Here is a 22,429-nt window from a genome sequence, read left to right as displayed (position 1 = left end):
CGTGGATCTGCTGCTCGGAATCGACATCGGAACGGGGAGCACCAAGGGCGTCCTCGTCGATTCGAGCGGGTGGGTGATCGCCTCGGAGACCATCGCGCATGCGATGAGCCTGCCCCGCCCGGGTTGGGCGGAGGCCGATGCCGAGGGGCTGTGGTGGCACGAGGTCTGCCGCATCAGCACCGCGCTGATGGCGCGGCTTCCCGCAGGCGGTGCGGTCGCCGGGATGTGTGTCAGCGGGGTGGGGCCGTGTCTGGTGCTCTGCGACGATCGACTGCACCCGCTGCGGCCGGCCATCCTGTACGGCATCGACACTCGAGCCACCGCTGAGATCGACTCGCTCACAGCGGAATTGGGTGAGCAGAACATCCTCGAACGGGCCGGCACCCTACTGTCCAGCCAGGCCGTCGGACCGAAACTGGAGTGGGTGCGCCGCCACGAGCCCCAGGTGTTCGACCGCGCGACGGGCTGGTACGGGTCGAACTCCTACATCGCCGCCAAGTTGACCGGCGAATACGTCATCGACCATCACACCGCCAGCCAGTGCGACCCGCTCTACGGCACCCGGGTGTTCGACTGGAACCACGACTGGGCGCGGCGCATCTGCGCGCATCTGCCGCTGCCCCGTCTGGTGTGGCCCAGCGAGGTGGTGGGCACGGTCACCGCCGAGGCGGCGGCGGCCACCGGCGTTCCGGCCGGCACCCCGGTGTCGGCCGGCACCATCGACGCGTACTCCGAGGCGTTCTCCGTCGGCGTGCGCAGGCCCGGCGATCAGATGCTGATGTACGGCTCGACGATGTTCCTCGTCCAGATCATCGACGAGTACTTCAGCGATCCGACGCTGTGGACGACCACGGGCGTCGAGCACGGCAGCCTTGCGCTGGCGGCGGGGACGTCCACGGCGGGCAGCTTGATCGGCTGGTTGCAGGCCACCACCGGCGGCGCGTCGTTCGACGAACTGACGGCCGAGGCGTCGGCGGTGCCTCCCGGCAGCGAGGGGTTGCTGATGTTGCCGTACCTGGCAGGCGAGCGCACCCCGGTGTTCGACCCGCGGGCGCGGGGCGTGGTCGCGGGCCTGACGTTGCGCCACGGTCGCGGGCACCTGTTCCGCGCGGCATACGAGGGCATCTCCTTCGGCATCCGGCAGATCCTCGAACGCTTCGACGACGCCCACTCCGCGACCAGGACGGTGGCCGTCGGCGGCGGGCTGCGCAGTCCGGTGTGGGCGCAGGCGGTCAGCGACATCACCGGCAGGCCGCAGCTCGTCCCCGAACAGGCGATCGGCGCGAGCTACGGCGACGCGCTGCTCGCCGCGATCGGGACCGGTCTCGTCGACCCGGGCACGGACTGGACACGGGTGGACCGGGAGATCGAGCCCGACCCTCGGCGCCGCGCGCTCTACGACGACCTCTACGACACCTGGTGTGAGTTGTATCCGGCCACCCGCCCGCAGGTGCACCGGCTGTCGGCCCTCGATCCCGGCTGAGCGTCGACGATCAGGTGATCCGACTGAGGCGGAACGGCATTCGGATGTTCTGCCACCGGTTGACGCCGCAGGCGCCGCTCGGTCCGATGGTCTGGTCCCACCCGCTGAGCCGGTCATGCCGGTCCGGCGCGTCCGCGCGGGCCGGCCAGAACGTGAACGACTGCTCGCCGGGGAAGGCGGTGCCGTCCGGGCAGCGCTCCCAGCCCTCGATGACCCGGGTGACCCGCCACATCAGGTTGCGGTAGACCAGGTCGGCGGTCCACCCCTGATCGCTGGTCACCGACCCGGTGCAGTCCTGATAGGTGGTGCACGTCGACGAGATCGTCCAGGTGCTGACAACCGTGGCCTCGTCGCGAAAGCTCTCCCGGGTCTTGGCCCATTCGCCGTCGGAGACCGCCGTGAACACACCGTTGAGGGCCACGTCGCCGACCGAGGCGGACGTCGTCGCCCCAGCTGCGACGCCCCCGATGAGCAGGGCGCCGACCGCGGCTGCGGTGGTGATGTGCGTCGTCGACATGTCCTGTGCCTATCCGCTTCCCGACATCACGAGATCCTTCCAGGTCCTGTCCGTCCCGGGTGACGACAGATCGCTCTGCTCGAAGATGTCACCGTCGGGCGCGGCGACGCGACCGGTTTCGGGATCGTAGGTGGCGACGGCGACCGCGGGTCCCGGTGCGGGACCGTCGCCGGTGTGACCACTCGGCGCGGCGCCCGGTGTTCCCTCGATCGGCCCGTGGATGTTCTCGTCCGCGGACACCCGGTCGTCGGGGGGGACACCCTGAGCGATGAGATTCGGGTCCAGCGGATACGGTCCCGTGGCGTGCTGGCGGACGGCCAGTGGCTGGAACGGCCGGTCGCTGTTGCACTCCTCGATGGTGGGGGCGTACTTGCCGGGGTGGCGCATGCAGGGGAAGTTGCGGGCCCCGCGCACGGCAATCGGCGAATCCTGGGGCAGCTTGCAGTACAGACCGTCCGGGGTGTCGATGGTGGTGGTGTCGGCGGGGGAGCGCCACGACGACGGCGGCAGGAAGCCCACGGTGCAGGCCGGCGGATCGCTCATCGACACCCGGAAGTCGCCGAGAGGGATACCGGTCGCGTTCTGTCCGGGTCCCGCCGACTGGTAGAAGGCCGTCGCCGGTGGCAGCAACACCAGGAGCTGCTCCAGTCCGGGGCGATAGGTCACGGCGATCTGTCCGATCGACGCGAGGTTGGCCAGCAGTACCGGCAACGTCGGTTTCACCTGGTCGAGTAGGCGCGAAACCTCCTGTGCAGCAACGGGTCCAGTCTCGAAGATGGTGCGGATGTCGGGGTCGTCGGCCACCAGTTGCCCCGTGATGCCGGCGAGTCGGTCGGCCCACGTGCGCAGTGCCTGCGCGCTGACGTTCTGTCCGTCGAGCACCGGTTGGGCGTCGTCGATGAGGCGTGTGGTGCGGTCGGCGACCGCGTCGGTGTCGCGGGCGATCCGCGACGCGGAGTCCGAGAGGGACTGCAGGTCGTACGCGGAGCCGTTGAACGCCTTGAACGACTCGTCGAGCAGCCCGTCGAGCTTGTCGGTCGGGACGCTGCCGATCAGCGCGCTGAGCCGGTCCATCATCGGGCCGACCTCCTGCGGGATGACGATGCGGTCCCTCGGGATCACCGAACCGTCATGCAGGTACGGGCCGCCTCGGCCGCGCGGTCGCAGATCGACGTACTGCTCGCCGACCGCGGACACACTGCGAACTTCGGCGGTGAGGTCGCTCGGCACCTGCGGCGAGCCGTCGAGGGACAGGGTGGCGACGGCGCCGCGCGGGCCGACGTCGACTTCGGTCACCTTTCCGATCTGCACTCCGCGATAGGTCACGTTGGAGAATCGGTAGAGACCCCCGGCGTTCGGCAGTTCCATCGTCACGGTGATCCGGCCCACTCCGAGCAGGGTGGGGAGCTGCAGGTATTCGACGATCAACACCGATACGCCGACGATCGAGGCGACGACGAAGATCGTGAGCTGGATGCGGACGAATCGGGTCAGCATCAGCCACCACCCGGCCCGGTCGTCGGGGGAGCCGGAGTCGGGGGAGGCGGCATCCGGTCGGGTCCCTTCACCCCGGGAGGCGGGGCGACGGCCTCCCCGAGCGGGTTCTTCGAGTAGAACGAGTCGTATCCCGGGTCCCCGGGAGCGGGCACCAGGGGTGCGTTCTCGTCGCCGAAGCTGGTGCCCGCCAACAGGCCTCGTTTGAAGCGTCCCAGCGTCAGGTCGACGGTGACGAACAGGTTCATGTAGTCGCCGCGGATTCCGCGGTCGATGATGTCCTGCCCGAGCGGGAAGACGGTGGCCCACGCGAGGGCGGTACTGATGTCGGGTCCGACGTCGGCCAGGGCGCGGATGGTCGGGGCCAGGTTCTGCAGGTCGGTGACGAGGTTGTCGCCGACCGCGGAGACGACACCGGTGGCCGTGTCGCTGAACACCCGGAGCCTGTCCAGCGCGGCCACCAGCCGGGGCCGTTCCCGCCGTAACGTGTCGAGCGCCGGGGGGATGTCGCGGAGCGCCTCGGTGATGACGTCCTGTTGGTCGGCCAGCGTGGACGCGAACCTGTCGAGCTCGGTCACGGTGGCGATGACGTTGTCGCGCTGGGTGTCGAGGGCCCCGACGAAGGTGTCGAGGCGGCCGAGGAGATCGCGGATCTGGGTCTGGCGTCCGGTGAAGGCGGCGTTCAACGAGTGGATTATGTCGCCGATCTGCCCGAGCCCGCCCGCGTTGACCACGGCGGACAGGGCCGCGAGCGTCTGTTCGGTCGACGGGTAGGTCGACGAGCGATCGAGCGGGATGGTCGCGCCGTCGCGCAGCGTGCCTGCCGGCGCCTCATCGGCCGGGACGTCCAACTGCAGGTGCATGGAGCCGAGAAGGCTGGTCTGACCGACCGCGGCGGTGGCGTTCGCGGGGATGTGCACGTCGGGCCGCACCGCGATCTCGACCTCGGCGAGGCGGTTCACGAGACCGACGCTGCGGACGCTCCCGACGACGACGTCGTCGACCATGACCGGTGAATTCGGTTCCAGCGTGCCGACATTGCTCAGCTCGACGCGGTATTTCCACGCGTCGGTCTCCCGTCCGGCAGTGCCGGGGAGGGGCAGGGAGTTCACGCCCTGGAAGCTGCACCCGGCGACCAGGACGGGCAGCAGGACGGACAGGGCGCGACGCCCCGTGCGCAGGATGCTCACGACGGTGGCCTTTCCGCGGGTAGGAGGAGATCAGGCGTCGTGGTCGGGGCGTAGGCCGAATCCTCCGGGGCGACGGCCATGGGGCCGGAGGTGGTGCCTTCCCCGCCCGGCCGCAGCGCGGGATCGGTGTAGATGAGCTTCTCGGCCGACGGAACACTGGTGAGCCCCGGATTGAACGGGAACGGAAGGTAATTGAAGTTCAGCCGGTCCAGACCCGGGCCGAGGTACTGCGAACACAGCCGACTCGTCTCGGGCGCGGTGACATTGGCCAGTGCTCCGAGCATGCCGCAGAAGAACATGGTCGGGTCGGAGAAGTTGTTCAGTACGAACACCCCGCTGGCGCCCCCGGTTCGGGGATCCATCATGTTGTAGGAGTTCGCGAGCGCCGAGGGTGCGACGTGGAGTACCTGCTCGAGATCGTCCTGGTGGTCGACCAGCGTCTGGGTGACGTTGCGCAGCCGAAGCACCTGCTCGGCGGTGGCGTCGCGGCTGTCTGCGACGAATCGCCGGACGTCGGTCACCGCCCGGGAGAGGCCGGCCAGCGCGGCGTCGATGTCCGACCGGCTGCCGTCGAGCACGCTGGTGAGCGTGGCGAGCCGGTCCTGGAACTGCACTATCTGCTCGTTGCTCCGCCGCAGGACGGCGACGAAGACCTGGAGGTTCTCGATGATCCCGCTGATGTCCCCGCTGCCGTCGGCGATGACCCGGCTGATCGCGGCCAGCTGCGACAACGTCTCCCGGAGCCGGTCGCCATTGCCGTCCATCGCGTCGGCGGCGCTGTCGATCAAGCGGCCCACCGAGCTGGTCGACGACACGGCGGTGGGCCCCAGATCGGCGGCCAGCCGGGTCAACTGCTCCTTGACCTCGTCCCACTCCACGGGGACGGCGGTCCGTTCGATGGGAATGACGGTGTGGTCCGCCATCGTGGGGCCCGCGGTGAAAGCGGGGGTGAGCTGGACGAAACGCGCCGAGACCAGGTTCTGCGCGACGATGACGGCCCGCGCGTCGGCGGGCACCCGCACGCCGTGGTCGACCTGCAGGGTGAACACCGCCTGGGGGCCGTCCGGTTCGATACGGGAGATGGTGCCCACCGGAACCCCGGCGATCCGCACCTCGTCTCCCGGGTAGATCGAGGTGGCGCCGGCGAAGACAGCGGTGATCGTGGTCGGACGGAAGACGTGGCGGGATGTGATGAACACGGCCGCGCCGAGTATCGACACCATCAGCGCCGCTGCCGTGGTCCTGGTGAGCAGTGCCCGGGTCATCGGGGTGGCTCCTCCGGGATTCCGTTGTAGGGGAACGGAATCTCCGCGCGTGGTCCGACGTTGTCCGGCGGCTGTCCGGCATCGACGCCTCGCCGGAAGCCGAAGGCGTAGTCGAGGAACGGCTGCAGGATCGCCGGGAGGTCGACGTTGGGGATGTAGGCCGAGTAGAACGGCCCGCTCGCCACCGTCTCACCGAGCGTGGTCTGGTACTTCGCGAATCGGGGGAGCGCCAGAGCGATGTTGTCTCGCTGCCGTTCCAACATGGCGAGCACCGAGTTCAACTCCTTCAACGTGGGCGCCAGTTCCTGTTCGTTGTCGTCGATCACGGCGGAGACCTCACGGGCCATCACGGAGGTGTGAGCCAGCAACTCGACGATGACCCGGCGCCGCTCCGACAGCATCCCGACCAGGTCGTTGGCGTTGAGGATCAGTGTGGAGATCTGCTCGCTGCGCCGGGCCAGGATCTCGGTGACCTCCCTACCGCTCGAGAACAGTTCGCCCAGTGAGGAATTGCGGTCGTTGAGCGCGGCCGATATCCGCGTCAGCCCGTCGAAGGTGGGGCCCAGCTGTGGTGCGATCTGGTCGATGGTGGCCGACAGTGCGTCCAGCGACTGATTCAGATTCGCGGTGTCCGTGGCGGCGGTGTTCGTCGTCAGCTCGCCGACCGCCTCGGTGAGGGTGTACGGGGAGAAGGTGCGCGAGACCGGAATGACGGTCATGGGTTTCAGCGTCGCGTCACCCGCGGAGCGCAGCGTCAGCACCCGCTGCCCCAGCAGCGTGCCGGTCCGGATGTGGGCCGTGCTCTGCGAGCCGAGCGCGATGTCGTCGTCGACGGTGAACGTCACCAGGGCGTTGGGGTCCTGCAGGGCGACGGAGGTCACCGTGCCGACGGTCATGCCCGACATCGTCACGTCGTTGCCGACCGCCAGACCACTCGCGTCGACGAACAACGCCTGGTACCGCGCGGACGCCGCCCAGTCGATGATCCGCTCGGGGGACAGTCCGACGGCGATGACGAGAACCACGAGGATCAGGCCGATGAAACCGGTCCGGATGACTCTGGGGTCGCGGTATTTGCGCATCAGTCCTCCGCGCACCTTCCGCCGTCCTGCCGGAAAGACGGGAAGACGGCGGTTCGGCCCTGCAGGTCTGTCACCCGGACCGCCAGCGAGCAGATGTAGTAGTTCACGAAGCTGCCGTAGGAGCCGATCCGGATGAGCTTGCGGTAGTTCTCGGGGGCCTTCTGCAGCGCCGTCTCGATACGGTCCTGTTTCCCCGCGACGTTGGGCGCCAACGTCTTCAGCTGGTCGACGGTCTCGGCGAGAGGCGGGCGGGCACGGGTGAGCAGGTCCGCCACCGAAGCGGTCCCGGTGTTGAGGGATTCGATGGCCGCACCGATCGGTTCGCGATCGGCGGCGAGTTCGGTGATCAGCCCTTCGAGCCGGTCGAGCGCCGTGGAGAACTGATCACCCTCCCGCGCCAGCGTCGACAAGGTGGTGCGGAGATTCTCGATGAGCCGGTCGATCACCTCGTTCTTGTCGGCCAGCGCATTGGAGAAGGTCGACGTTCTCGACAGCAGCGATTCGATGGTGCCCCCCTGGCCCTGGATGATCTGGATGAGCGATGACGCCAACGCGTTGACATCCTGGGCGTTCAGCCCCCGGATGACGGGTTTGAGTCCCCCGAGCAGGAGGTCGAGGTCCAGCGCCGGCGCGGTTCGTTCGCGGGGGATCCGCGCTCCGGGAGGCATGATCCGGGTCGAGCCCTCGCCGTCGACGAGTTCGAGGAAGCGGTCCCCGACCAGGTTGAGATAGCGCACGACGGCCCGGGTGCCGTCGGTCAGCACCAAGGTCCGGTCGGCATCGAAGGTGACGACGATGGTGTCGTCCGAGCCCATCTCGAGGTCGCGCACCGTGCCGACGCGGACGCCGGCGAAGCGGACCGACTCACCGGCCCGGAGGCTCGAGACGTCGTCGAAGACCGCCGAATAGGTGTTCGCCGACCCGGTGCGGTAGTCGCCGAAGACCGCGAACAGACACGCGGTCAGCAGTGTCATCGCCGCGACGAAGGCGCCGAACTTGACGAACGACCTCGTTCCGTCGCCCCTCATCCCGGTTGGCCGATCTGTGCGCTGTTCCGCGGCGGGCCGTCGATGGGACCGAACAGAATCTGTTTCAGCAGGTCGGAATTGAGCACCGGGCCCAGGTTGCCGTACTTCCACGGGTTCGCGCCGGTGTCGGTGACGACGAAGGGCGGAGCCTTGCCGTAGGGCACCTTGGGTAAGTCGGTGCACTGCGGACCGCCTGTGGCGGCCACCTTGGGCAGATCGGAGGGATAGCGATAACGCTCCTGCCCCCAGAAGAACCCGGCCAGCACCTCCACGCCGGGCACCGTCAGGGGCGGATTGTTCGCCAATACGTCGATGCCACCGATGCCGCAGGTCAGCGCTTCGTGATAGTCGGCTGTCAGCGCCGTCAGTGGGACCAGCAGTTCGAGGACCTCGGTCAGCGGTCGCCGGTTCTCCGTCAACACCTGGTTTCCGATGTCGCCCAGGCCGATTGCGCTGACCAACAGGTTGTCGAGGTCCTGCTGCTTCTCGACGACAGTGTGGCTGATGGCGGTGGCGCTGTCCGCCACCGACAGCACGTCGGGTGCCGCGTCGGCGTAGGCGCGCACGACCGGAGGTGCGGTGGCGAGGTCGTGGTTCAGCGCGTCGAGGTGTGGATTGATCTGGGCGAGTGCGGCATCGAGATTCTCGAGCGTCGCCCCGAGCTGGTCGCCGCGGCCGTTCATGGCCGCCGCGATGGCGCCGAGGGTTTCGTTGAGCTTCTCGGGATGGATCGTGGTCAGCACCGAGACGAGCTGCTCGAAGACGGTGTTCACCTCGATCATCACGTGGTCGGTGTCGAGCACCTGCCCGGCCCGGATCGGCGCAGAAGAGGGGTGCTCGGGTGGGATGAGCCGGATCACCTTGGCGCCGAACACCGTTGTCGAGGAGATGTCGACGGTGGTGTTCTCGGGGATGATCGGGACTCGCGAGGGCTCGATGGCCAGATGGATGGCCGCGCGGCCGTCGGAGAGTTCGTCGATCGCGCTGACCCTGCCGACCTGGACCCCGTGGAACTGCACCTTCGCGTCCGGGTTCGTCACCAGACCCGCACGCGGGGAGACGACCGTCACCGGGACCGAGGAGGAGAAACCATCGCCGAAGAGGGTCGCGGACAGGGCGACGACCCCACCGATGGCCGCGACGGTGGCGAGGCCCACGAGCGGCCGCAGGACGGCTGCCCTCATGTGTGCTCCCTTCCCCCGGACCCGATCGGTGGCGTGTCAGGCCGGTGCGAAGACGTGCTGGGGGATCGTCGGAGGGATGTCCATCGAGCTGAGCAGCCCGGGCTGTGCCGAGACGACGTAGGGCACGGCGTTCACGACACGCATCGCGGTGGCCACCATGGCCCCCGCCCCGGACGTCATTCCGGCGATCCCGGCGCGGCGGGGATCCCGGAGGGTGGCGGCAAGTGTGCACTCGATGTCCGGATCGCCGGTGATCACGACGCGATACGACAGGTCGCCGTTGCCCTGCGGCCAGTGTGGCGCGACGTCCGCGGCCAGTCGGGTGACGTGTTCGATCACGATGGCCTCCTGTCCTTCGACGATCCCGATCGCCTGCATCCGCAGCGCGCCGCAGGTGCCGGCCTGCACGGTGCCCATCGCGACGTCCAGGGTCCGTTCCGTCACTGCGCGGTCGAAGGTCTCGCGGACCTCCTGCACCTCGACGCCGAGTGCGTCGGCGATCAGCCGGATCTGGCCCTGCCACTCCCCGGCGATCGCTCCGGGGATGCTCACCCACGGCTGGTAGTCGAGGGGTTGTCCGAAACCCATGCCGTTGATCATGATCTCGGGAACGCCGTAGTCGTCGTACAGGCCGATCTCGGAGGCGTGGATCTTCTCGATCGACGCAGACTGGGTCGAGAGGATGAGCGGCAGGTAGTCCGCGGCGAACCCCGGTTCGATACCCGATGCGTACAGCGACGCCTGACCCTCTTTGGCGGCGGTGGCGAGTTGGTCGCGCCACTGCGCCGGCTCGTAGGCGTGGGGGTTGACCAGACGGGTGGTGCTCGTCGTCACGACGTTGATGCCCGCGCCGAGGAGCCGGACGTAGTCGGGGACGGCCAACGCGTCGCGCTCGGGTCCGCTGGCGGCGTAGATCACGCAGTCCGGCCGTAGCGCGATGAGTGCGTCCGTATCGCCCGTGGCGGCCAGGCCGATCGGTTCGCCGTTGGCCAGCTCCCCGGCGTCTCTGCCGACCTTCTCCTCGGAGTGCACCCAGACGCCGACCAGGTCCAGATCCGGTCGCCGGCTGACGGCCCGGATGGCGATCGAGCCGATGCCGCCCGTCGACCACACCACGACGCGATGTCTGCTCCCAGTCATGACACACCTCTCGAGCGGCCGGCGAGGAAAACCTAACGTTTGCTCCGGAAGCTAACAGTTGCCAAGAGTAGAGGTCAAGACATCGGGGCGAGGAAAAGGATCAAATGCCAGCTGGGGAACAAAACTTAGGTTAGCGTCGGAAGCCGTGACCGATCCGGCTCCGATTCGGCAGTGATGTTCACACTCCGGTTCGACATGCGTGCGCCCGGCGACGGGGCGTCGACCACCGATCTCTACGCGGCTGCGGTCGAGATGTGCGAGTGGGCCGAGACCAGGGGAGCGGTGATCGCCGTGCTCTCGGAACACCACGGTTGCGAGGACGGCCATCTGCCCGCACCCCAACTCCTCGCCGCGGCGATCGCCGCACGCACGAAGCACTTGGCGATCCTGCTGGCTGCTGTGCCGATCACGTTCTGGGATCCCGTCCGCCTCGCCGAACAGATGAGCGTTCTGGACATCATCAGCGGCGGACGGGTTTCCTACGCTCTCGGAATCGGCCACCGCAGTGAGGAGTACGAGCACTTCGGTGTCGACATGGGCTCGCGCGGGACGCTTGCCGATGAGTCGCTGACGGTGCTTCTCCGACTCCTGGACGGCAAGCCGACCGAGGTGGGGGGACGGCTCGTACACGTGACCCCACAGCCCGCCACCCCTGGCGGTCCGCGCATCGTGATCGCCGGCGGCAGCCGGGCCGCCGCTCGGCGTGCTGCCCGCCACGGGCTCGGATTCATCTCGCAGGTCGCGTCGGAGGGGCTCAGGGAGTTCTACGAATCCCAGTGCCGTGACCACGGTTTCGAGCCTGGCGCCGTACAGTTCCCCGTCGAGGGCGCGCCGACGGCGGTCTTCGTCGCCGACGACGTCGATGCGGCGTGGGACGAGTTGGGTCCCCACCTGCTCCACGATGCGGTGACCGCAGCGTCCTACCGTGCCGGCGACCACTCCGTGGCGAGCATCTCGTCCGCCCGGACCGTCTCCGACCTCAGGGAACACGGGGGCCCCTACCGGATCCTCACACTCGACGAGGCGGCGGCGTACGTCCGGAGCGGCAGACTGCTGCCGTTGCTCCCACTCTGCGGCGGGGTGCCGCCGGAGGTGGCCTGGCCCTACCTCGAGCGCGCCGCGATCGCGTCCGGACGCGTCTGAATGACAGGAGGATCGGTGACAACACCGTTGAGAATCGTGGTCTGGTCGACGGGCGGTGTCGGATCGGTGGCCATCGATGCGATTCGGCGCAGGCCCGACCTGGAGCTCGTCGGAGTGTGGGTGCACTCGCAGGAGAAGGTCGGTGCGGACGCCGGGCGACTGGCCGGTGGCGACCCGATCGGGGTGACCGCGACCGACGACGCCGGCGCGCTCGTCGCGCTGAAGCCCGACTGCGTGGTGTACGCCGCGAGCGGACCCGACCGCGACGCGGGCGCGGTGCCCGACTACGTCAGGCTGCTCGCGGCGGGCGTCAACGTCGTCTCCACCTCGTCGACCAGCCTGGTCTACCCGCCCGCCTACTACTCGCCGCAGTGGCGCGACCAGATGGCGACGGCCGCCGAGGCGGGCAACGCGTCGTTCTACGTCTCGGGCATCTTCCCGGGTTTCGGCTCCGACGAGCTCGCACTTCTGCTCTCGACGCAGTCGAAGACGATCCGGTGCCTGACGGTCACCGAGATCGCGCTCAACGATCACTACCCGGTGGCCGACGTCATGATGAACGGGATGGGGTTCGGCCGTCCGCTGGACTTCGAACCCCTGCTGAAGACACCGGGTTTCATCGAGATGGCCTGGCGCGCACCGCTTCATCTGATCGCGGCGGGGCTGGGTGTCGAACTCGACGAGGTCCGCGGAACGCTGGACCGACGCCTCACCGACCGCGACATCGAGGTGGCGTTCGGCACGGTCGGGGCGGGTACCTGCGGCGCCGTGCGGACCAGAGCCGCGGGGGTGGTCAAGGGTAGAGAGGCCATCGTCGTCGAACACATCATCCGGATGGCACGCGACGTGGCCCCCGACTGGCCGGCGGCGGATTTCGACGCCACCTACCGCGTCGACATCGAGGGGGACCCCGACATCCACTGCACCATGAACCTGGGCGCCGCCGAAGGCCACGCGGCAGGTCACGCCGCGATGGCCGCCACCGCGATGCGAGTGGTCAACGCGATCCCGTTCGTCGTGGCGGCGCCGGCCGGCCTGCTGAGCTCGCTGGATCTGCCGACCACCCTGCCCCGGCACGCCTTCGACTGAGAGACCGGCGATGTTCACCATCCGCTTCGACATGCGGGCCCCAGCCTTCGGTGCGCCGACGACGCACCTCTATGCCGCGGCGATCGACATGTCGGCCTGGGCCGAGCGGCGCGGCTGCATCGCCGCGGTCCTGTGCGAGCACCACGGGTCCGAGGACGGGTACCTACCCGCACCACTGCTGCTGGCATCGGCCGTGGCGGCGCGCACCGATCGCCTGGCGCTGAGCCTCGTCGTGATCCTGCCGTTCCACGATCCGGTCCGATTGGCCGAGGAGATCGCGGTGCTCGACCTCATCAGCGCGGGACGGGCCTCCTACGTGTTCGGGCTGGGATACCGGCCGGAGGAATTCGAGCATTTCGGTCTTCGCGTGACGCAGCGGGGCAGGCTGGCCGACGAGAACATCGCTCTCGTGCGGAGGTTGCTCGCCGGTGCGACCGTCACGCGCGACGGCCGCCGCATCACGGTGACGCCGCGGCCGCAGACCCCGGGCGGACCCGCGCTGATGTGGGGCGGGTCGAGTCTCGCTGCCGCACGCCGGGCCGGTCGGTACGGCCTCGGACTGCTCGCCAACGGAAGTGTCGAGGGTATGCGGGAGGCGTACGAGGCGGCATGCCGCGAGCACGGACACGAACCGGGCGCCACGCTGCTTCCGGCTGCTGACACGCCGACGGTCACGTTCGTCGCCGACGACGTCGACGCCGCATGGGAGGAGATCGGCGAGCACCTGCTCCACGATGCGCGGACGTATGCGCAGTGGAACCCGGGCAACACCGTCTCCGCGGGTATCTCCGACGCGCGCGATGTCGCGGAGTTGCGGAGCCGCTTCACCTCGCACCGCATCGTCGACCGCGCCGAGGCCGCCGCGATCGTGCGCGGCGGCGGGCTGCTCAACCTGTCCCCCCTGTGCGGGGGGCTCCCGCCGGACACGGCGTGGCCGTATCTGGAGCGCGCCGCCGCGGCCGTGGCCGACGGCACGACGCAGGAGGGCGGTTGATGGCGGACGGCACCGACTTGTACTACGACCCCTTGTACTACGACCCCTTGTACTACGACCCCTTGTACTACGACCCCTTCGATTTCGACATCGACGACGACCCGTACCCGATCTGGAAGCGGATGAGGGACGAGGCGCCGCTCTACCACAACGAGAAGTACGACTTCTACGCGTTGAGCCGGTACGACGATGTCGCGCGTGGACTACACGACTGGGACACCTACAGGTCCGGTCGCGGGACGACGATCGACGTCCTCATGAGCGGTGTCGAGGTCCCGCCGGGAGTGATCCTGTTCGAGGATCCGCCGCTGCACGACCTCCACCGGCGCGTGCTGTCGAAGGTCTTCACGCCCCGGCGGATGGAGGCGATCGAGCCGCTGACGCGCCAGTTCTGCGTCCGGGCGCTCGACGCGTTGGCGGGCGCCCGGCGCTTCGACTTCATCACCGATTTCGCGGCGATGATCCCCATGCGGACGATCGGCTACCTGCTCGGCATCCCCGAACAGGGGCAGCAGCAGATCCGGGACAACACCGACGCGGCCATCGGACTGACGGAAGGCGGTTTCCAGTCGGTCTCACAGGCCTCGTTCGAGAACGCGTACCAGCTGTTCGCGGAGTACATCGAATGGCGGGCCGATCATCCGTCCGACGATCTGATGACCCAGCTGCTCGACGCGCAGATCGAGGAGGGCGGACAGCTGCGGCCGTTGACCCGCCTCGAGGTGCTGACCTACACCAGCATGATCGCCGGCGCGGGTAACGAGACGACCACCCGGCTGATCGGCTTCATCGGCCAGCTGCTCGCCGAGCATCCCGGTCAGCGCCGTGAACTCGTCGACGACTTCTCCCTGATCCCACGCGCGATCGAGGAGGTGCTGCGTTATCAGGCGCCGTCTCCGGTGCAGGCACGCTACGTCGCCCGGGACACCCGGTGCCATGGACAGCTGATCGCGGAAGGGTCGATCATGCTGCTGCTCAACGGATCCGCCAACAGGGACGAGCGACAGTACCCGGACGGCGAGGTGTTCGACATCCACCGCACGGGGGCCCACTTGTCGTTCGGTCAGGGATTGCACTTCTGCCTCGGCTCGGCGCTGGCCCGGATGCAGGCCAGGGTCGCGCTCGAGGAGGTCCTCCTGCGCTGGCCGGAATGGGAGGTGGACTACGACGAGGCCGCGATGGCGCACACGTCGAGCGTGCGGGGGTGGGGCAGGCTGCCGGTCACCGTCGGCTAGGCGGTCGCACCCCGCTTCTCACCGTCGAGATGTCACCAGCTGACCGGCAATTCGTGCATCGTGTAGATCTCCTGCTCGTCGGCGAAGCGCAGATCGTCGTCCGGCACGGCCAGTTGGAGGCCGGGAAGCCGGCGGAACAAGGTGGCCAGCGCGATCTGGAGCTCGACGCGCGCGAGGTTCTGACCGATGCACTGGTGCACTCCGAAACCGAAGGCGAGATGCCCGCGTGGGTTTCTGTCGATGTCGAATCGGTCGGGTTCGTCGATGAATTCGGGATCCCAGTTGCCGGCCGGGAGATTCATCAGCACGTGCTCACCGGCGCGGATCAGTTGGCCGTTGATCGTGAGGTCCTCGACGGCTACACGGTCGACCTGGCTGTGCACGATCGACAGGTAGCGCATCAGTTCTTCGACGACGTCGGCGGCCAGCGCCGGGTCCTCGGAGAGCCGCAGCCGCTCGAGCTGTTCGGGATGCTGCAGGAGCGCCACGGTTCCCAGCGCGATCATGCCCGCGGTCGTCTCGTGCCCGGCCTGCAGGAGGATGACGCCGTTCATCACAGCGGTCTCGCGGCTGAGTTCGCCGTTGGCGACGTAGTCGGTCATCAATCGGCTCATCAGGTCGTCGCCGGGCTCGCGCGCCTTGAGTTCCGCGAGCTTCCACATGAAGTCGAACAACGCGCCGATCGCCGCCGCCTTCTCCTCGTCGGTCGAGCGCGAGTCGAGACCCTTGGTGCTGTGGTACTGGAAGAAGTCGTGGTCCTCGTAGGGGACTCCGAGAAGCAGGGAGATGACCAGCGACGGGACCGGTAGCGCGTACTCGCGCACCAGATCCGCGGGAGGGCCGGCGTCGATCATGGCGTCCAGCAGACCGTCGACCAGGGCTTGGATCTGCGGCCGCATCGACTCGGCTCGCCGGAAGGTGAAGTCGCGCGTCATCATTCGTCTCAGCCTGTTGTGCTCCGGATCGTCGATGCGGGCGAAGATCGCCGGGATGCTGTCATCCGCCGCACGTGCTCGCAGGTTGTCCGGGAGCGTCTCGGCGCTGAGTCGCGGGTCGGTCAGCGCCGCCCTGATGTCCTCGTAACGGCTGACCACCCAGGTCGGCTGATGTCGCCAGAGGGCGCGCTGCAGCCCGTCTGACTCGCGCCATTCGCGGAATCGTCGGGGTGGCGCGAGCGGGCATCGTGCGTCGCGGGGGAGGGGGATGACGGGCAGACCGGCGCCATCCGCGGATTGTGTGGTCATCTTCGACTCTCCGTAACGACAGACGACTGTCACTTGATGCGAGCGTAGAGGTCGCTGGTTCTGACAGTCAACTGTCGGTTAGGGTGAGGGCGTGGTAGAGCTGACCACCGACAGACCTCTGCGTGCCGACGCGGCGCGGAATGCCGCACGCATTCTGAGCGCCGCACGCGAGGCCTATGCCGAACTCGGGCCCGATGTCCCGATGGACGTCATCGCCGAGCGAGCCGGGATCGGTGAGCGGACGCTGTATCGCCGCTTCCCCAACAAGGGCGAACTGGCCAGGGCGGTCATCGACCAGAGCGTCGTCGAGACCCTGTCGCCTGTCATCGACCGGGCTCGCCGCTCCCGCAATCCGTTACGCGGACTGGCCACACTTCTCGAGGCGGCCATCGCGCTGGGGGCTCGTGAGCACAACGCCCTGCTGGCAGCCCGGCGAGCGGGATCGTTGACCGGCGTCTCGACGCAACTCGACGAGACCCTCGAAGAGCTGGTCCGCCGTGCCCAGGCGGCCGGGCTGGTACGCGCGGACCTCGCACCCGAGGACCTGCCCCGCATGGTCGCGATGTTGTACAGCGTGCTGGGGACGATGGATCCCTCGGTCGACGGATGGCGGCGATACCTGATGCTGATGCTGGACGCGATCTCGACGCCGACGCCCAGCCGGCTGCCGCGTGCGGTCGCGATCCGATATCCGCGCCCGGACGATTGGCCGATGTGATGTCCGACCTGCGTTTCGCCGGGCGGGTTGCGGTGGTCACCGGCGCCGGACGCGGGCTGGGCCGGCACTACGCACTGCTGCTCGCCCAGCGCGGTGCCCGCGTTCTCGTCAACGATCTCGGCGCGTCGGTCACCGGCGAGGGCGCCGACCCGGACGCGGCCGACGCCACCGTGCGGGAGATAGGCGACCACGGTGGGGAGGCGGTCGCCGACACCCACAGCGTCGCGACACGCGACGGCGCGCGGGCGGTCATCGACTCCGCGCTCGATCGTTGGGGACGTGTCGACATCGTGGTGAACAACGCCGGGACCGTGTCCGACGCGCCGTTCGGCGCGGTCACCGACGATGACCTCGACATGATGATCGACGTCCACCTCAAGGGCGTCTTCTTCGTCACCCAATGCGCCTGGAAGACCATGTCCGAACGGAATTTCGGACGTATCGTCAACACGTGTTCGGCGGCCGGGATCCTCGGCGCTCCCCGCATGAGCACGTACGGCGCGGCCAAGACCGGGCTCATCGGACTCACCCGCGTCCTGGCCGCGGCAGCGGCGGATTCCGACATCACGGTGAACGCGGTGGCCCCGATCGCCGCGACCCGCATGCTGGCCCGGTCGATGCGACAGGCCGCCGCGGCCGACAGCGGTGAGGCCGAGGACCTCATGCGGCCGTTCGCCGATCGGCTCGATCCGGCTCTGGTCGCGCCGGTGGTGGCCTACCTGGCCCACGACGAGTGTTCGGTCTCCGGGGAACTGTTCACAGTCGGCGGGGGCCAGGTCTCCCGGTTCTTCATCGGCAGAACCGCGGGTAACCACAATCCCCACCTGTCGGTCGAGGACGTGCGGGATCACCTGCCGCAGATTCTGGACTCGGCGGACCACACCATCCCGGCGGGGCCCGTCGACGAGATGGCGAGCCTGTATCGGGCGATCTTCGATCAGTGACGGTCGACGCGTCTCCCCACTAGGTGGACAGTTTGGAAGCCAGGTCGAGCACCGTCACGGTGTCCGTACCGGTCTTCTTCAGCCGCTCCGACGAGCGGAAGCCGAGGTCGACGCCGGTTGCCTGCGCGCGCAGCGCCCCGACGGTCAGCTGTTCCTTGGGGATATGGCTGAACATGTCGAAGGAGTAGAGCCGCATGGCATTGCGGTGGGTGATCCGGTCGATCTCGTCGTCGGGCACTCCGTCGAGATACAGGGCCAGGGTCTCGGGAGACAGGGGCCAGGTGGAGTCCGAGTGGGGATAGTCGCACTCCCACGTCACCATGTCCAGATTCAGTTTGTGGCGGCTCTCGATCCCGAACTCGTCGTCGATGAAACACAGCGCGACTCGGTCGAGGAAGACCTCGCTGGGGAGTTTGTCGCCGAAGTCCTGGTGCGTCCAGGCGCGGTGCATCTTGTAGGTGCGGTCGATGCGCTCCAAGAAGTATGGCACCCAACCTATTCCCCCTTCGGACAGTGCGAACGTCAGGTCGGGGAACTTGCGCAGCATCGGTGACCAGATCAGATCCGCCGCGGCCTGCACGATGCTCATCGGTTGCAGCGTGATCATGGTGTCGACCGGGGCGTCGATCGAGGTGATGACGACGCTCGACGACGAACCGATGTGCAGGTTCACCACGGTGTTGGTGTCGCTGCAGGCACGCCAGAACGGATCCCAGTGCGGGTCGTGGATCGACGGGTAGTCGATCTTGGTCGGGTTCTCGGAGAACGAGACGGCGTGGCAACCCTTTTCGGCCACCCGTCGCACCTCGTCGGCCATCAGGGCGGGATCCCAGATCGGCGGCAGCGCCTGCGGGATCATGCGGCCCGGATACGTGCCACACCACTCGTCGATGTTCCAGTCGTTGTAGGCCCGCAACACCGCCAGACCGAGTTCCTTGTCCTGGGCACGGGCGAAGTACTGACCGCAGAACTGCGGATAGGACGGGAAGCACAACGCGGCTGCGACACCGTTGGCGTTCATGTCGCGGATCCGCTCGTGGATGTTGTAGCACCCCTCACGGATCTCGGAGAGCTTGGTCGGCTCCGCGCCGTATTCGTCCGGCGGGCGTCCGGCGACCGCGTTCAGGCCGACGTTCGTGGCCTCCTGTCCCTCGAAGACCCATGCGTCGGTACCGTCCTCGCGCTGGACGAGTTTCGGCGCATCGTCTTTGTATCTGGCCGGGATGTGAGCGTCGAACATATCCGGTGGCTCGACCATGTGGTCGTCGACCGACACCAGGACAAGGTCGTTCATCTGCATGGGTTGTCTCCTCAGTTTCCGGTCGCATCGGGAAACGCGACCGCGGCGTTGTCGGGCATCGGACTGATGCCGCGGCGATCGCAGACCTCCAGCACTTCGTCGACGATCGAGTCGGGCACGATGAACTTCTCGGTGCCGGACACCTCGTCGAAATGCGCAAGGATGTCTTCGGCCGTCGGTTCGCTCTCGGCGTCGGCCAGCCAGCCCTCGCCGAGGCCCATGAACACCCGTGCGTAGCGCCCGGCGCACGCCGAATAATTGCGGTGCGTGACATCGCACGCCCTGCTGGCCAGGAACACCACGAGGGGAACGACGAGTTCAGCCCGGATGGCCTGCATGAACCCGGACTCGGCGAGGAACTTCTCGTCACCCACTGTCTCGGTCACCATCCGCGAGAAGCCGGTGGGCAGAACGGTGTTCGACAAGATCCCGTGTTCGGCTCCCTCGATCGCGATCACGTTCGACAACCCGACCAGCCCCGACTTGGCCGCCGCGTAGTGCGCTTCCGACGGCTGGCCGAAGTTGCCCGCCGACGAGGAGATGAACACGAATCGGCCGGACCGCTGCTTGGCCATCACCGCGTACGCGGGCCTGCTGAGATAGAACGCTCCGTCGAGATGCACGCTGAGCATGCGACGCCACGTCTCTGGGGTGAGCTGGTCGAAAGGAACGCTGTTGAAGATTCCCGCGTTGCTCACGACGGCGTCGAGGCGTCCGAAGGTCTCGACCGCGGCGTCGATGATCGCCTGTCCGCCTTCGGGACTGTCGACCGAGTCGTAGGACGCGATGGCGCGTCCGCCTTCGCGCAGAATCTCCTCGACCACCTCGTCGGCGACGCGGCGGTCGGTTCCGTCGCCGTGCATCGTTGCGCCGAGGTCGTTGACGACGACCGCGGCACCGCGTCGAGCCAGGTCCAGAGCGTAGAGGCGGCCGAGCCCGCGTCCCGCGCCGGTGACGACGGCCACCTGGTCGCGAAAGTCGATCATGCTGTCCTCACTTCCGTGCCGAGCTTCTCCTCGCGGTCCGCCACGAGTGCGGCGCCGAGCTGTTCTGCGTACTCCCCGGGGTGGCCGAGGAACCGACTGAAGTCGAGCAGACGTCTGAGATACAGCTGCGCGTCGTGTTCCCAGGTGAAACCGACGCCACCGAAGACCTGGATCGCCGAGTCCGCGACACCGGCGAGGTGGCCGCCGAAGGCTTTGACCCGCAACGCGGCTCGGTGGCTCTCGGCCGGTGCGGCGGAGTCGGCGGCCCATAGCGCGTAGAGCACGCCGCTGCGTGCCAGTTCGACCGTCTCGAGCATGTCGACACAGAGGTGTGCGACCGCCTGGAAACTGCCGATCGGCTGACCGAACTGACGCCGCACCTTTGCGTAGTCGACGGTCATCGCGAGGATCCGACCGGCCGCGCCCACCGCGTCGGCTGCTCGCGCGACGAGAACGTCGTCGGTCAGCGCCCGTGAAGCCCGTTCGTCGGCGACGCCGACCACGCGACCCGGCGCATTGTCGAACCGCACCCGGCATCTCTTGTGGGTCTGGTCGATTCCGGGAATCGAAGTCACCGAGACGGACGGAGCGGAGGTTTGCACGGCCACGAGCTCGACGTCCGCTCGACCGCGCACCGGAACCAGGACGACGTCGGCGGCCAGCGCGTCGGACACGTCGTCGCATGCGCCGCGCATCGACACCCGACCGTCGCCGTGATGGCCGACCGTCGGCGCGTTCTCACCGGGCAGCGCGACAGTGGCAATCGTCTGGCCCTCGGCCAACGCCACGGACAGGTCCGCCGCCGCTTCGGCCGCCCGGAAACGGGCGAGCGCACGAGGTGCGGCCACCGCGCTGGACAGCCACGGCCCGGGGTGCAGGGCGGCGCCCATCTCCTCGAGAACCACGCCCGCCTCGAGCATGGTCATGCCGTCGCCGCCCAGATGGGACGGGATCAGCAGTGCGGTGGTTCCGAGGGCGGCCAAGCCTCGCCAGACCTCGTCCGTGGTGCCCCTGGCGTCGGTCAGCATCGGCCGCACATGGTCGCCGATCGGGGCCTTCTCGGCGAGGAATCGGCGCACGGTGTCTCGAAGGGCCTGTTGCTCTTGGGTGGGTTCGAGGTTCATGAGCGGGGGAGTCCGAGAACGCGCTGGGCGGTGATGTTCTTGTTGATGTGCGTGGTGCCGCCGGCGATGGTCAGGGCGTGCGAGGTCAGGCGGAACTCGTCCCATTTCCCCTCGGTCGCCGCGGGATCGAGGGTGTCGAAGGCGAGCGCAGCGAGGTCCTTGCCGATCTCACCCCATACGGATTTGGTCAGGCTCGCAGTGGCGAACGGGTCGCCCCCGTGCATGCCCGCCGATATCGACCGTTGGCAGAGCACCTCGAGGTTCTTGATCCGCACGTCGAGCTCGCCGAGCCTGCGCAGCGTCGCGGGGTGGTCGAGTATCGCCTTGCTCGAGCGGCTCTCGGCGAGGTCGTCGACGAGGTCGGCGAGCCGGATCTGCATCTCGGCGTAGAGCCGCGCCGCTGCGGCGCGTTCGAAACTCAGCGTCGACGTGGCGACCTGCCAACCCTCGTTCAACGGGCCGAGCAGAGCGTCAGCGGGTACGCGTACGTCGTCGAAGAAGATCTCGGCGAAGTCGGCGGCGCCGTTGAGCGTCACGAGTGGCCGGACGTCGATGCCCGTCGACGCCATGTCCAGGATCAAGCACGAGATGCCCCTGTGCCTTTGTGCATCCGGGTCGGTGCGAACGAACAGCTGACACCAGTCCGCGCGGTGTCCCAACGAGGTCCAGATCTTCTGGCCGGACACCACGAAGTGGTCTCCGTCCCGGACGGCCCTGGTGCGCAGGGAGGCCAGGTCCGACCCGGCCTCCGGCTCGGACATGCCCTGGCACCAGATGTCGTCTGCGCGCAGCATGCGGGGGAGCAGCCTGGACTTCTGTGACTGCGAGCCGTACTGCATGATCGCCGGGGCGATGTTGTTGATGCCGATGATGTTGAGGGGCAGCGGCACTCGGGCTCGCATGGTCTCTTCGGCGTACGCCAGTTGCTCTGTAGGGGTGGCTCCGCGCCCGCCGTACTCCGCCGGCCACGACACCGCGGCCCAGCCCGCGTCGGCCATCGTGGCGTCCCAGGCGCGCAACGTCTCGAAGGCGTTGTCATCGGTGCCACGCCGGGCTCCGCTGGCGATCACCTCTGGGGTCAGATGCGCCGACAGCCACGCGGCCAGTTCGCTCCGGAACTGTTCTGCCTCTTGGGGGTATGAGAAATCCACGGTCTCCACATGACCTTGTTCGATTGACTTCCAAGAACTCGGACAATACGGTGGAACAGATATTTGGTCAACAGCGTGGGACCGATGGAGGTGGTGACGGGTGACGGGCGACGCCTTC

20 protein-coding genes are annotated in these 22,429 nt (G+C 68.1%); 7 read left to right on the top strand and 13 right to left on the bottom strand.

Going from position 1 to position 22,429, the window contains the following annotated elements; genetic code table 11:
* The first annotated feature begins 1 nt into the window (after window position 1).
* Entirely contained in the window at window positions 2-1,483 is a 1,482-nt protein-coding gene (locus AU196_RS02585; RefSeq protein ID WP_059093514.1) for an FGGY-family carbohydrate kinase, read from the top strand.
* A gap of 10 nt (window positions 1,484-1,493) precedes the next feature.
* On the opposite strand, the gene AU196_RS02580 is transcribed toward AU196_RS02585, so the two are convergent.
* Genes AU196_RS02580 through AU196_RS02545 form a run of 8 tightly spaced genes read right to left on the bottom strand, consistent with a single transcriptional unit; the run spans window position 1,494 to window position 10,383 of the window.
* On the bottom strand, window positions 1,494-2,000 hold the full coding sequence (locus AU196_RS02580) for an Rv2253/PknI dimerization domain-containing protein (RefSeq protein ID WP_059093513.1): 507 nt from the start codon (window positions 1,998-2,000) through the stop codon (window positions 1,494-1,496).
* A gap of 9 nt (window positions 2,001-2,009) precedes the next feature.
* Window positions 2,010-3,497 (bottom strand): MCE family protein, encoded by a 1,488-nt coding sequence (locus AU196_RS02575; protein WP_059093512.1) that lies wholly within the window; start codon window positions 3,495-3,497, stop codon window positions 2,010-2,012.
* On the bottom strand, window positions 3,497-4,684 hold the full coding sequence (locus tag AU196_RS02570; protein WP_059093511.1) for an MCE family protein: 1,188 nt from the start codon (window positions 4,682-4,684) through the stop codon (window positions 3,497-3,499). The genes AU196_RS02575 and AU196_RS02570 overlap by 1 nt, the downstream gene beginning before the upstream one ends.
* Window positions 4,681-5,949, bottom strand: coding sequence for an MCE family protein (locus AU196_RS02565; protein WP_059093510.1), 1,269 nt, complete (start codon window positions 5,947-5,949; stop codon window positions 4,681-4,683). The genes AU196_RS02570 and AU196_RS02565 overlap by 4 nt, the downstream gene beginning before the upstream one ends.
* Window positions 5,946-7,031 carry an MCE family protein gene (locus tag AU196_RS02560; RefSeq protein WP_059093580.1) on the bottom strand — a complete coding sequence of 362 codons (1,086 nt, stop codon included), beginning with the start codon at window positions 7,029-7,031 and terminating at the stop codon, window positions 5,946-5,948. Before AU196_RS02560 ends, AU196_RS02565 begins: the two co-directional genes overlap by 4 nt.
* Window positions 7,031-8,059, bottom strand: a complete 1,029-nt coding sequence (locus AU196_RS02555; protein ID WP_059093509.1) for an MCE family protein — start codon at window positions 8,057-8,059, stop codon at window positions 7,031-7,033. The genes AU196_RS02560 and AU196_RS02555 overlap by 1 nt, the downstream gene beginning before the upstream one ends.
* A complete protein-coding gene (locus AU196_RS02550) occupies window positions 8,056-9,243 on the bottom strand; it encodes an MCE family protein (RefSeq protein ID WP_059093508.1) in 1,188 nt (395 codons plus the stop codon). Before AU196_RS02550 ends, AU196_RS02555 begins: the two co-directional genes overlap by 4 nt.
* 36 nt (window positions 9,244-9,279) lie before the next feature.
* A complete protein-coding gene (locus AU196_RS02545) occupies window positions 9,280-10,383 on the bottom strand; it encodes an NAD(P)H-dependent amine dehydrogenase family protein (RefSeq protein WP_059093507.1) in 1,104 nt (367 codons plus the stop codon).
* A 174-nt stretch (window positions 10,384-10,557) separates the two neighbouring features.
* Here AU196_RS02545 and AU196_RS02540 point away from each other — a divergent pair, with 174 nt between their 5' ends.
* The 4 genes from AU196_RS02540 to AU196_RS02525 are packed head-to-tail and all read left to right on the top strand — an operon-like array spanning window position 10,558 to window position 14,844.
* The gene (locus AU196_RS02540; protein WP_059093579.1) at window positions 10,558-11,526 is read left to right on the top strand and encodes an LLM class flavin-dependent oxidoreductase; all 969 of its coding nucleotides are present in this window, start codon (window positions 10,558-10,560) and stop codon (window positions 11,524-11,526) included.
* A gap of 15 nt (window positions 11,527-11,541) precedes the next feature.
* Window positions 11,542-12,615, top strand: coding sequence for an NAD(P)H-dependent amine dehydrogenase family protein (locus AU196_RS02535; RefSeq protein WP_059093506.1), 1,074 nt, complete (start codon window positions 11,542-11,544; stop codon window positions 12,613-12,615).
* Window positions 12,616-12,625: 10 nt separating this feature from the next.
* Complete coding sequence (locus tag AU196_RS02530; protein WP_059093505.1) at window positions 12,626-13,609, top strand: LLM class flavin-dependent oxidoreductase; 984 nt, start codon at window positions 12,626-12,628, stop codon at window positions 13,607-13,609.
* Entirely contained in the window at window positions 13,609-14,844 is a 1,236-nt protein-coding gene (locus AU196_RS02525) for a cytochrome P450 (protein ID WP_231737301.1), read from the top strand. Before AU196_RS02530 ends, AU196_RS02525 begins: the two co-directional genes overlap by 1 nt.
* A 32-nt stretch (window positions 14,845-14,876) precedes the next feature.
* Here AU196_RS02525 and AU196_RS02520 read toward each other — a convergent pair whose 3' ends face one another.
* The gene (locus AU196_RS02520) at window positions 14,877-16,088 is read right to left on the bottom strand and encodes a cytochrome P450 (protein ID WP_059093504.1); all 1,212 of its coding nucleotides are present in this window, start codon (window positions 16,086-16,088) and stop codon (window positions 14,877-14,879) included.
* 100 nt (window positions 16,089-16,188) lie between these two features.
* On the opposite strand from AU196_RS02520, the gene AU196_RS02515 reads away from it, so the two are divergent.
* Together AU196_RS02515 and AU196_RS02510 are read left to right on the top strand one after the other, a co-directional pair.
* Window positions 16,189-16,806: a TetR/AcrR family transcriptional regulator gene (locus AU196_RS02515; RefSeq protein WP_059093577.1), complete on the top strand. Its 618-nt coding sequence runs from the start codon at window positions 16,189-16,191 to the stop codon at window positions 16,804-16,806.
* Window positions 16,806-17,750 (top strand): SDR family NAD(P)-dependent oxidoreductase, encoded by a 945-nt coding sequence (locus tag AU196_RS02510; RefSeq protein WP_059093503.1) that lies wholly within the window; start codon window positions 16,806-16,808, stop codon window positions 17,748-17,750. The genes AU196_RS02515 and AU196_RS02510 overlap by 1 nt, the downstream gene beginning before the upstream one ends.
* A gap of 19 nt (window positions 17,751-17,769) precedes the next feature.
* Here AU196_RS02510 and AU196_RS02505 read toward each other — a convergent pair whose 3' ends face one another.
* The 4 genes from AU196_RS02505 to AU196_RS02490 are packed head-to-tail and all read right to left on the bottom strand — an operon-like array spanning window position 17,770 to window position 22,311.
* Complete coding sequence (locus AU196_RS02505) at window positions 17,770-19,050, bottom strand: amidohydrolase family protein (protein WP_059093502.1); 1,281 nt, start codon at window positions 19,048-19,050, stop codon at window positions 17,770-17,772.
* An 11-nt stretch (window positions 19,051-19,061) separates the two neighbouring features.
* Window positions 19,062-20,036 (bottom strand): SDR family NAD(P)-dependent oxidoreductase, encoded by a 975-nt coding sequence (locus tag AU196_RS02500; protein ID WP_059093501.1) that lies wholly within the window; start codon window positions 20,034-20,036, stop codon window positions 19,062-19,064.
* Window positions 20,033-21,160 (bottom strand): acyl-CoA dehydrogenase family protein, encoded by a 1,128-nt coding sequence (locus AU196_RS02495; protein ID WP_059093500.1) that lies wholly within the window; start codon window positions 21,158-21,160, stop codon window positions 20,033-20,035. Before AU196_RS02495 ends, AU196_RS02500 begins: the two co-directional genes overlap by 4 nt.
* Window positions 21,157-22,311, bottom strand: coding sequence for an acyl-CoA dehydrogenase family protein (locus tag AU196_RS02490; RefSeq protein ID WP_059093576.1), 1,155 nt, complete (start codon window positions 22,309-22,311; stop codon window positions 21,157-21,159). The genes AU196_RS02495 and AU196_RS02490 overlap by 4 nt, the downstream gene beginning before the upstream one ends.
* Window positions 22,312-22,429: the final 118 nt, after the last annotated feature.

This window comes from Mycobacterium sp. IS-1742 (assembly GCF_001500125.1).
Classification (GTDB): Bacteria; Actinomycetota; Actinomycetes; order Mycobacteriales; family Mycobacteriaceae; genus Mycobacterium.
The sequence above is the reverse complement of the archived record's forward strand: the minus strand, read 5'-3'. Positions and strand labels throughout refer to the sequence as shown.

Coding starts and splice junctions, on each gene's coding strand:
- AU196_RS02580 (WP_059093513.1), bottom strand. CDS start 2,000: ATGTCGACGACGCACATCACCACCGCAGCCGCGGTCGGCGCCCTGCTC.
- AU196_RS02575 (WP_059093512.1), bottom strand. CDS start 3,497: ATGCTGACCCGATTCGTCCGCATCCAGCTCACGATCTTCGTCGTCGCC.
- AU196_RS02565 (WP_059093510.1), bottom strand. CDS start 5,949: ATGACCCGGGCACTGCTCACCAGGACCACGGCAGCGGCGCTGATGGTG.
- AU196_RS02560 (WP_059093580.1), bottom strand. CDS start 7,031: ATGCGCAAATACCGCGACCCCAGAGTCATCCGGACCGGTTTCATCGGC.
- AU196_RS02555 (WP_059093509.1), bottom strand. CDS start 8,059: ATGAGGGGCGACGGAACGAGGTCGTTCGTCAAGTTCGGCGCCTTCGTC.
- AU196_RS02550 (WP_059093508.1), bottom strand. CDS start 9,243: ATGAGGGCAGCCGTCCTGCGGCCGCTCGTGGGCCTCGCCACCGTCGCG.
- AU196_RS02545 (WP_059093507.1), bottom strand. CDS start 10,383: ATGACTGGGAGCAGACATCGCGTCGTGGTGTGGTCGACGGGCGGCATC.
- AU196_RS02540 (WP_059093579.1), top strand. CDS start 10,558: ATGTTCACACTCCGGTTCGACATGCGTGCGCCCGGCGACGGGGCGTCG.
- AU196_RS02530 (WP_059093505.1), top strand. CDS start 12,626: ATGTTCACCATCCGCTTCGACATGCGGGCCCCAGCCTTCGGTGCGCCG.
- AU196_RS02525 (WP_231737301.1), top strand. CDS start 13,609: ATGGCGGACGGCACCGACTTGTACTACGACCCCTTGTACTACGACCCC.
- AU196_RS02520 (WP_059093504.1), bottom strand. CDS start 16,088: ATGACCACACAATCCGCGGATGGCGCCGGTCTGCCCGTCATCCCCCTC.
- AU196_RS02510 (WP_059093503.1), top strand. CDS start 16,806: ATGTCCGACCTGCGTTTCGCCGGGCGGGTTGCGGTGGTCACCGGCGCC.
- AU196_RS02505 (WP_059093502.1), bottom strand. CDS start 19,050: ATGCAGATGAACGACCTTGTCCTGGTGTCGGTCGACGACCACATGGTC.
- AU196_RS02500 (WP_059093501.1), bottom strand. CDS start 20,036: ATGATCGACTTTCGCGACCAGGTGGCCGTCGTCACCGGCGCGGGACGC.
- AU196_RS02495 (WP_059093500.1), bottom strand. CDS start 21,160: ATGAACCTCGAACCCACCCAAGAGCAACAGGCCCTTCGAGACACCGTG.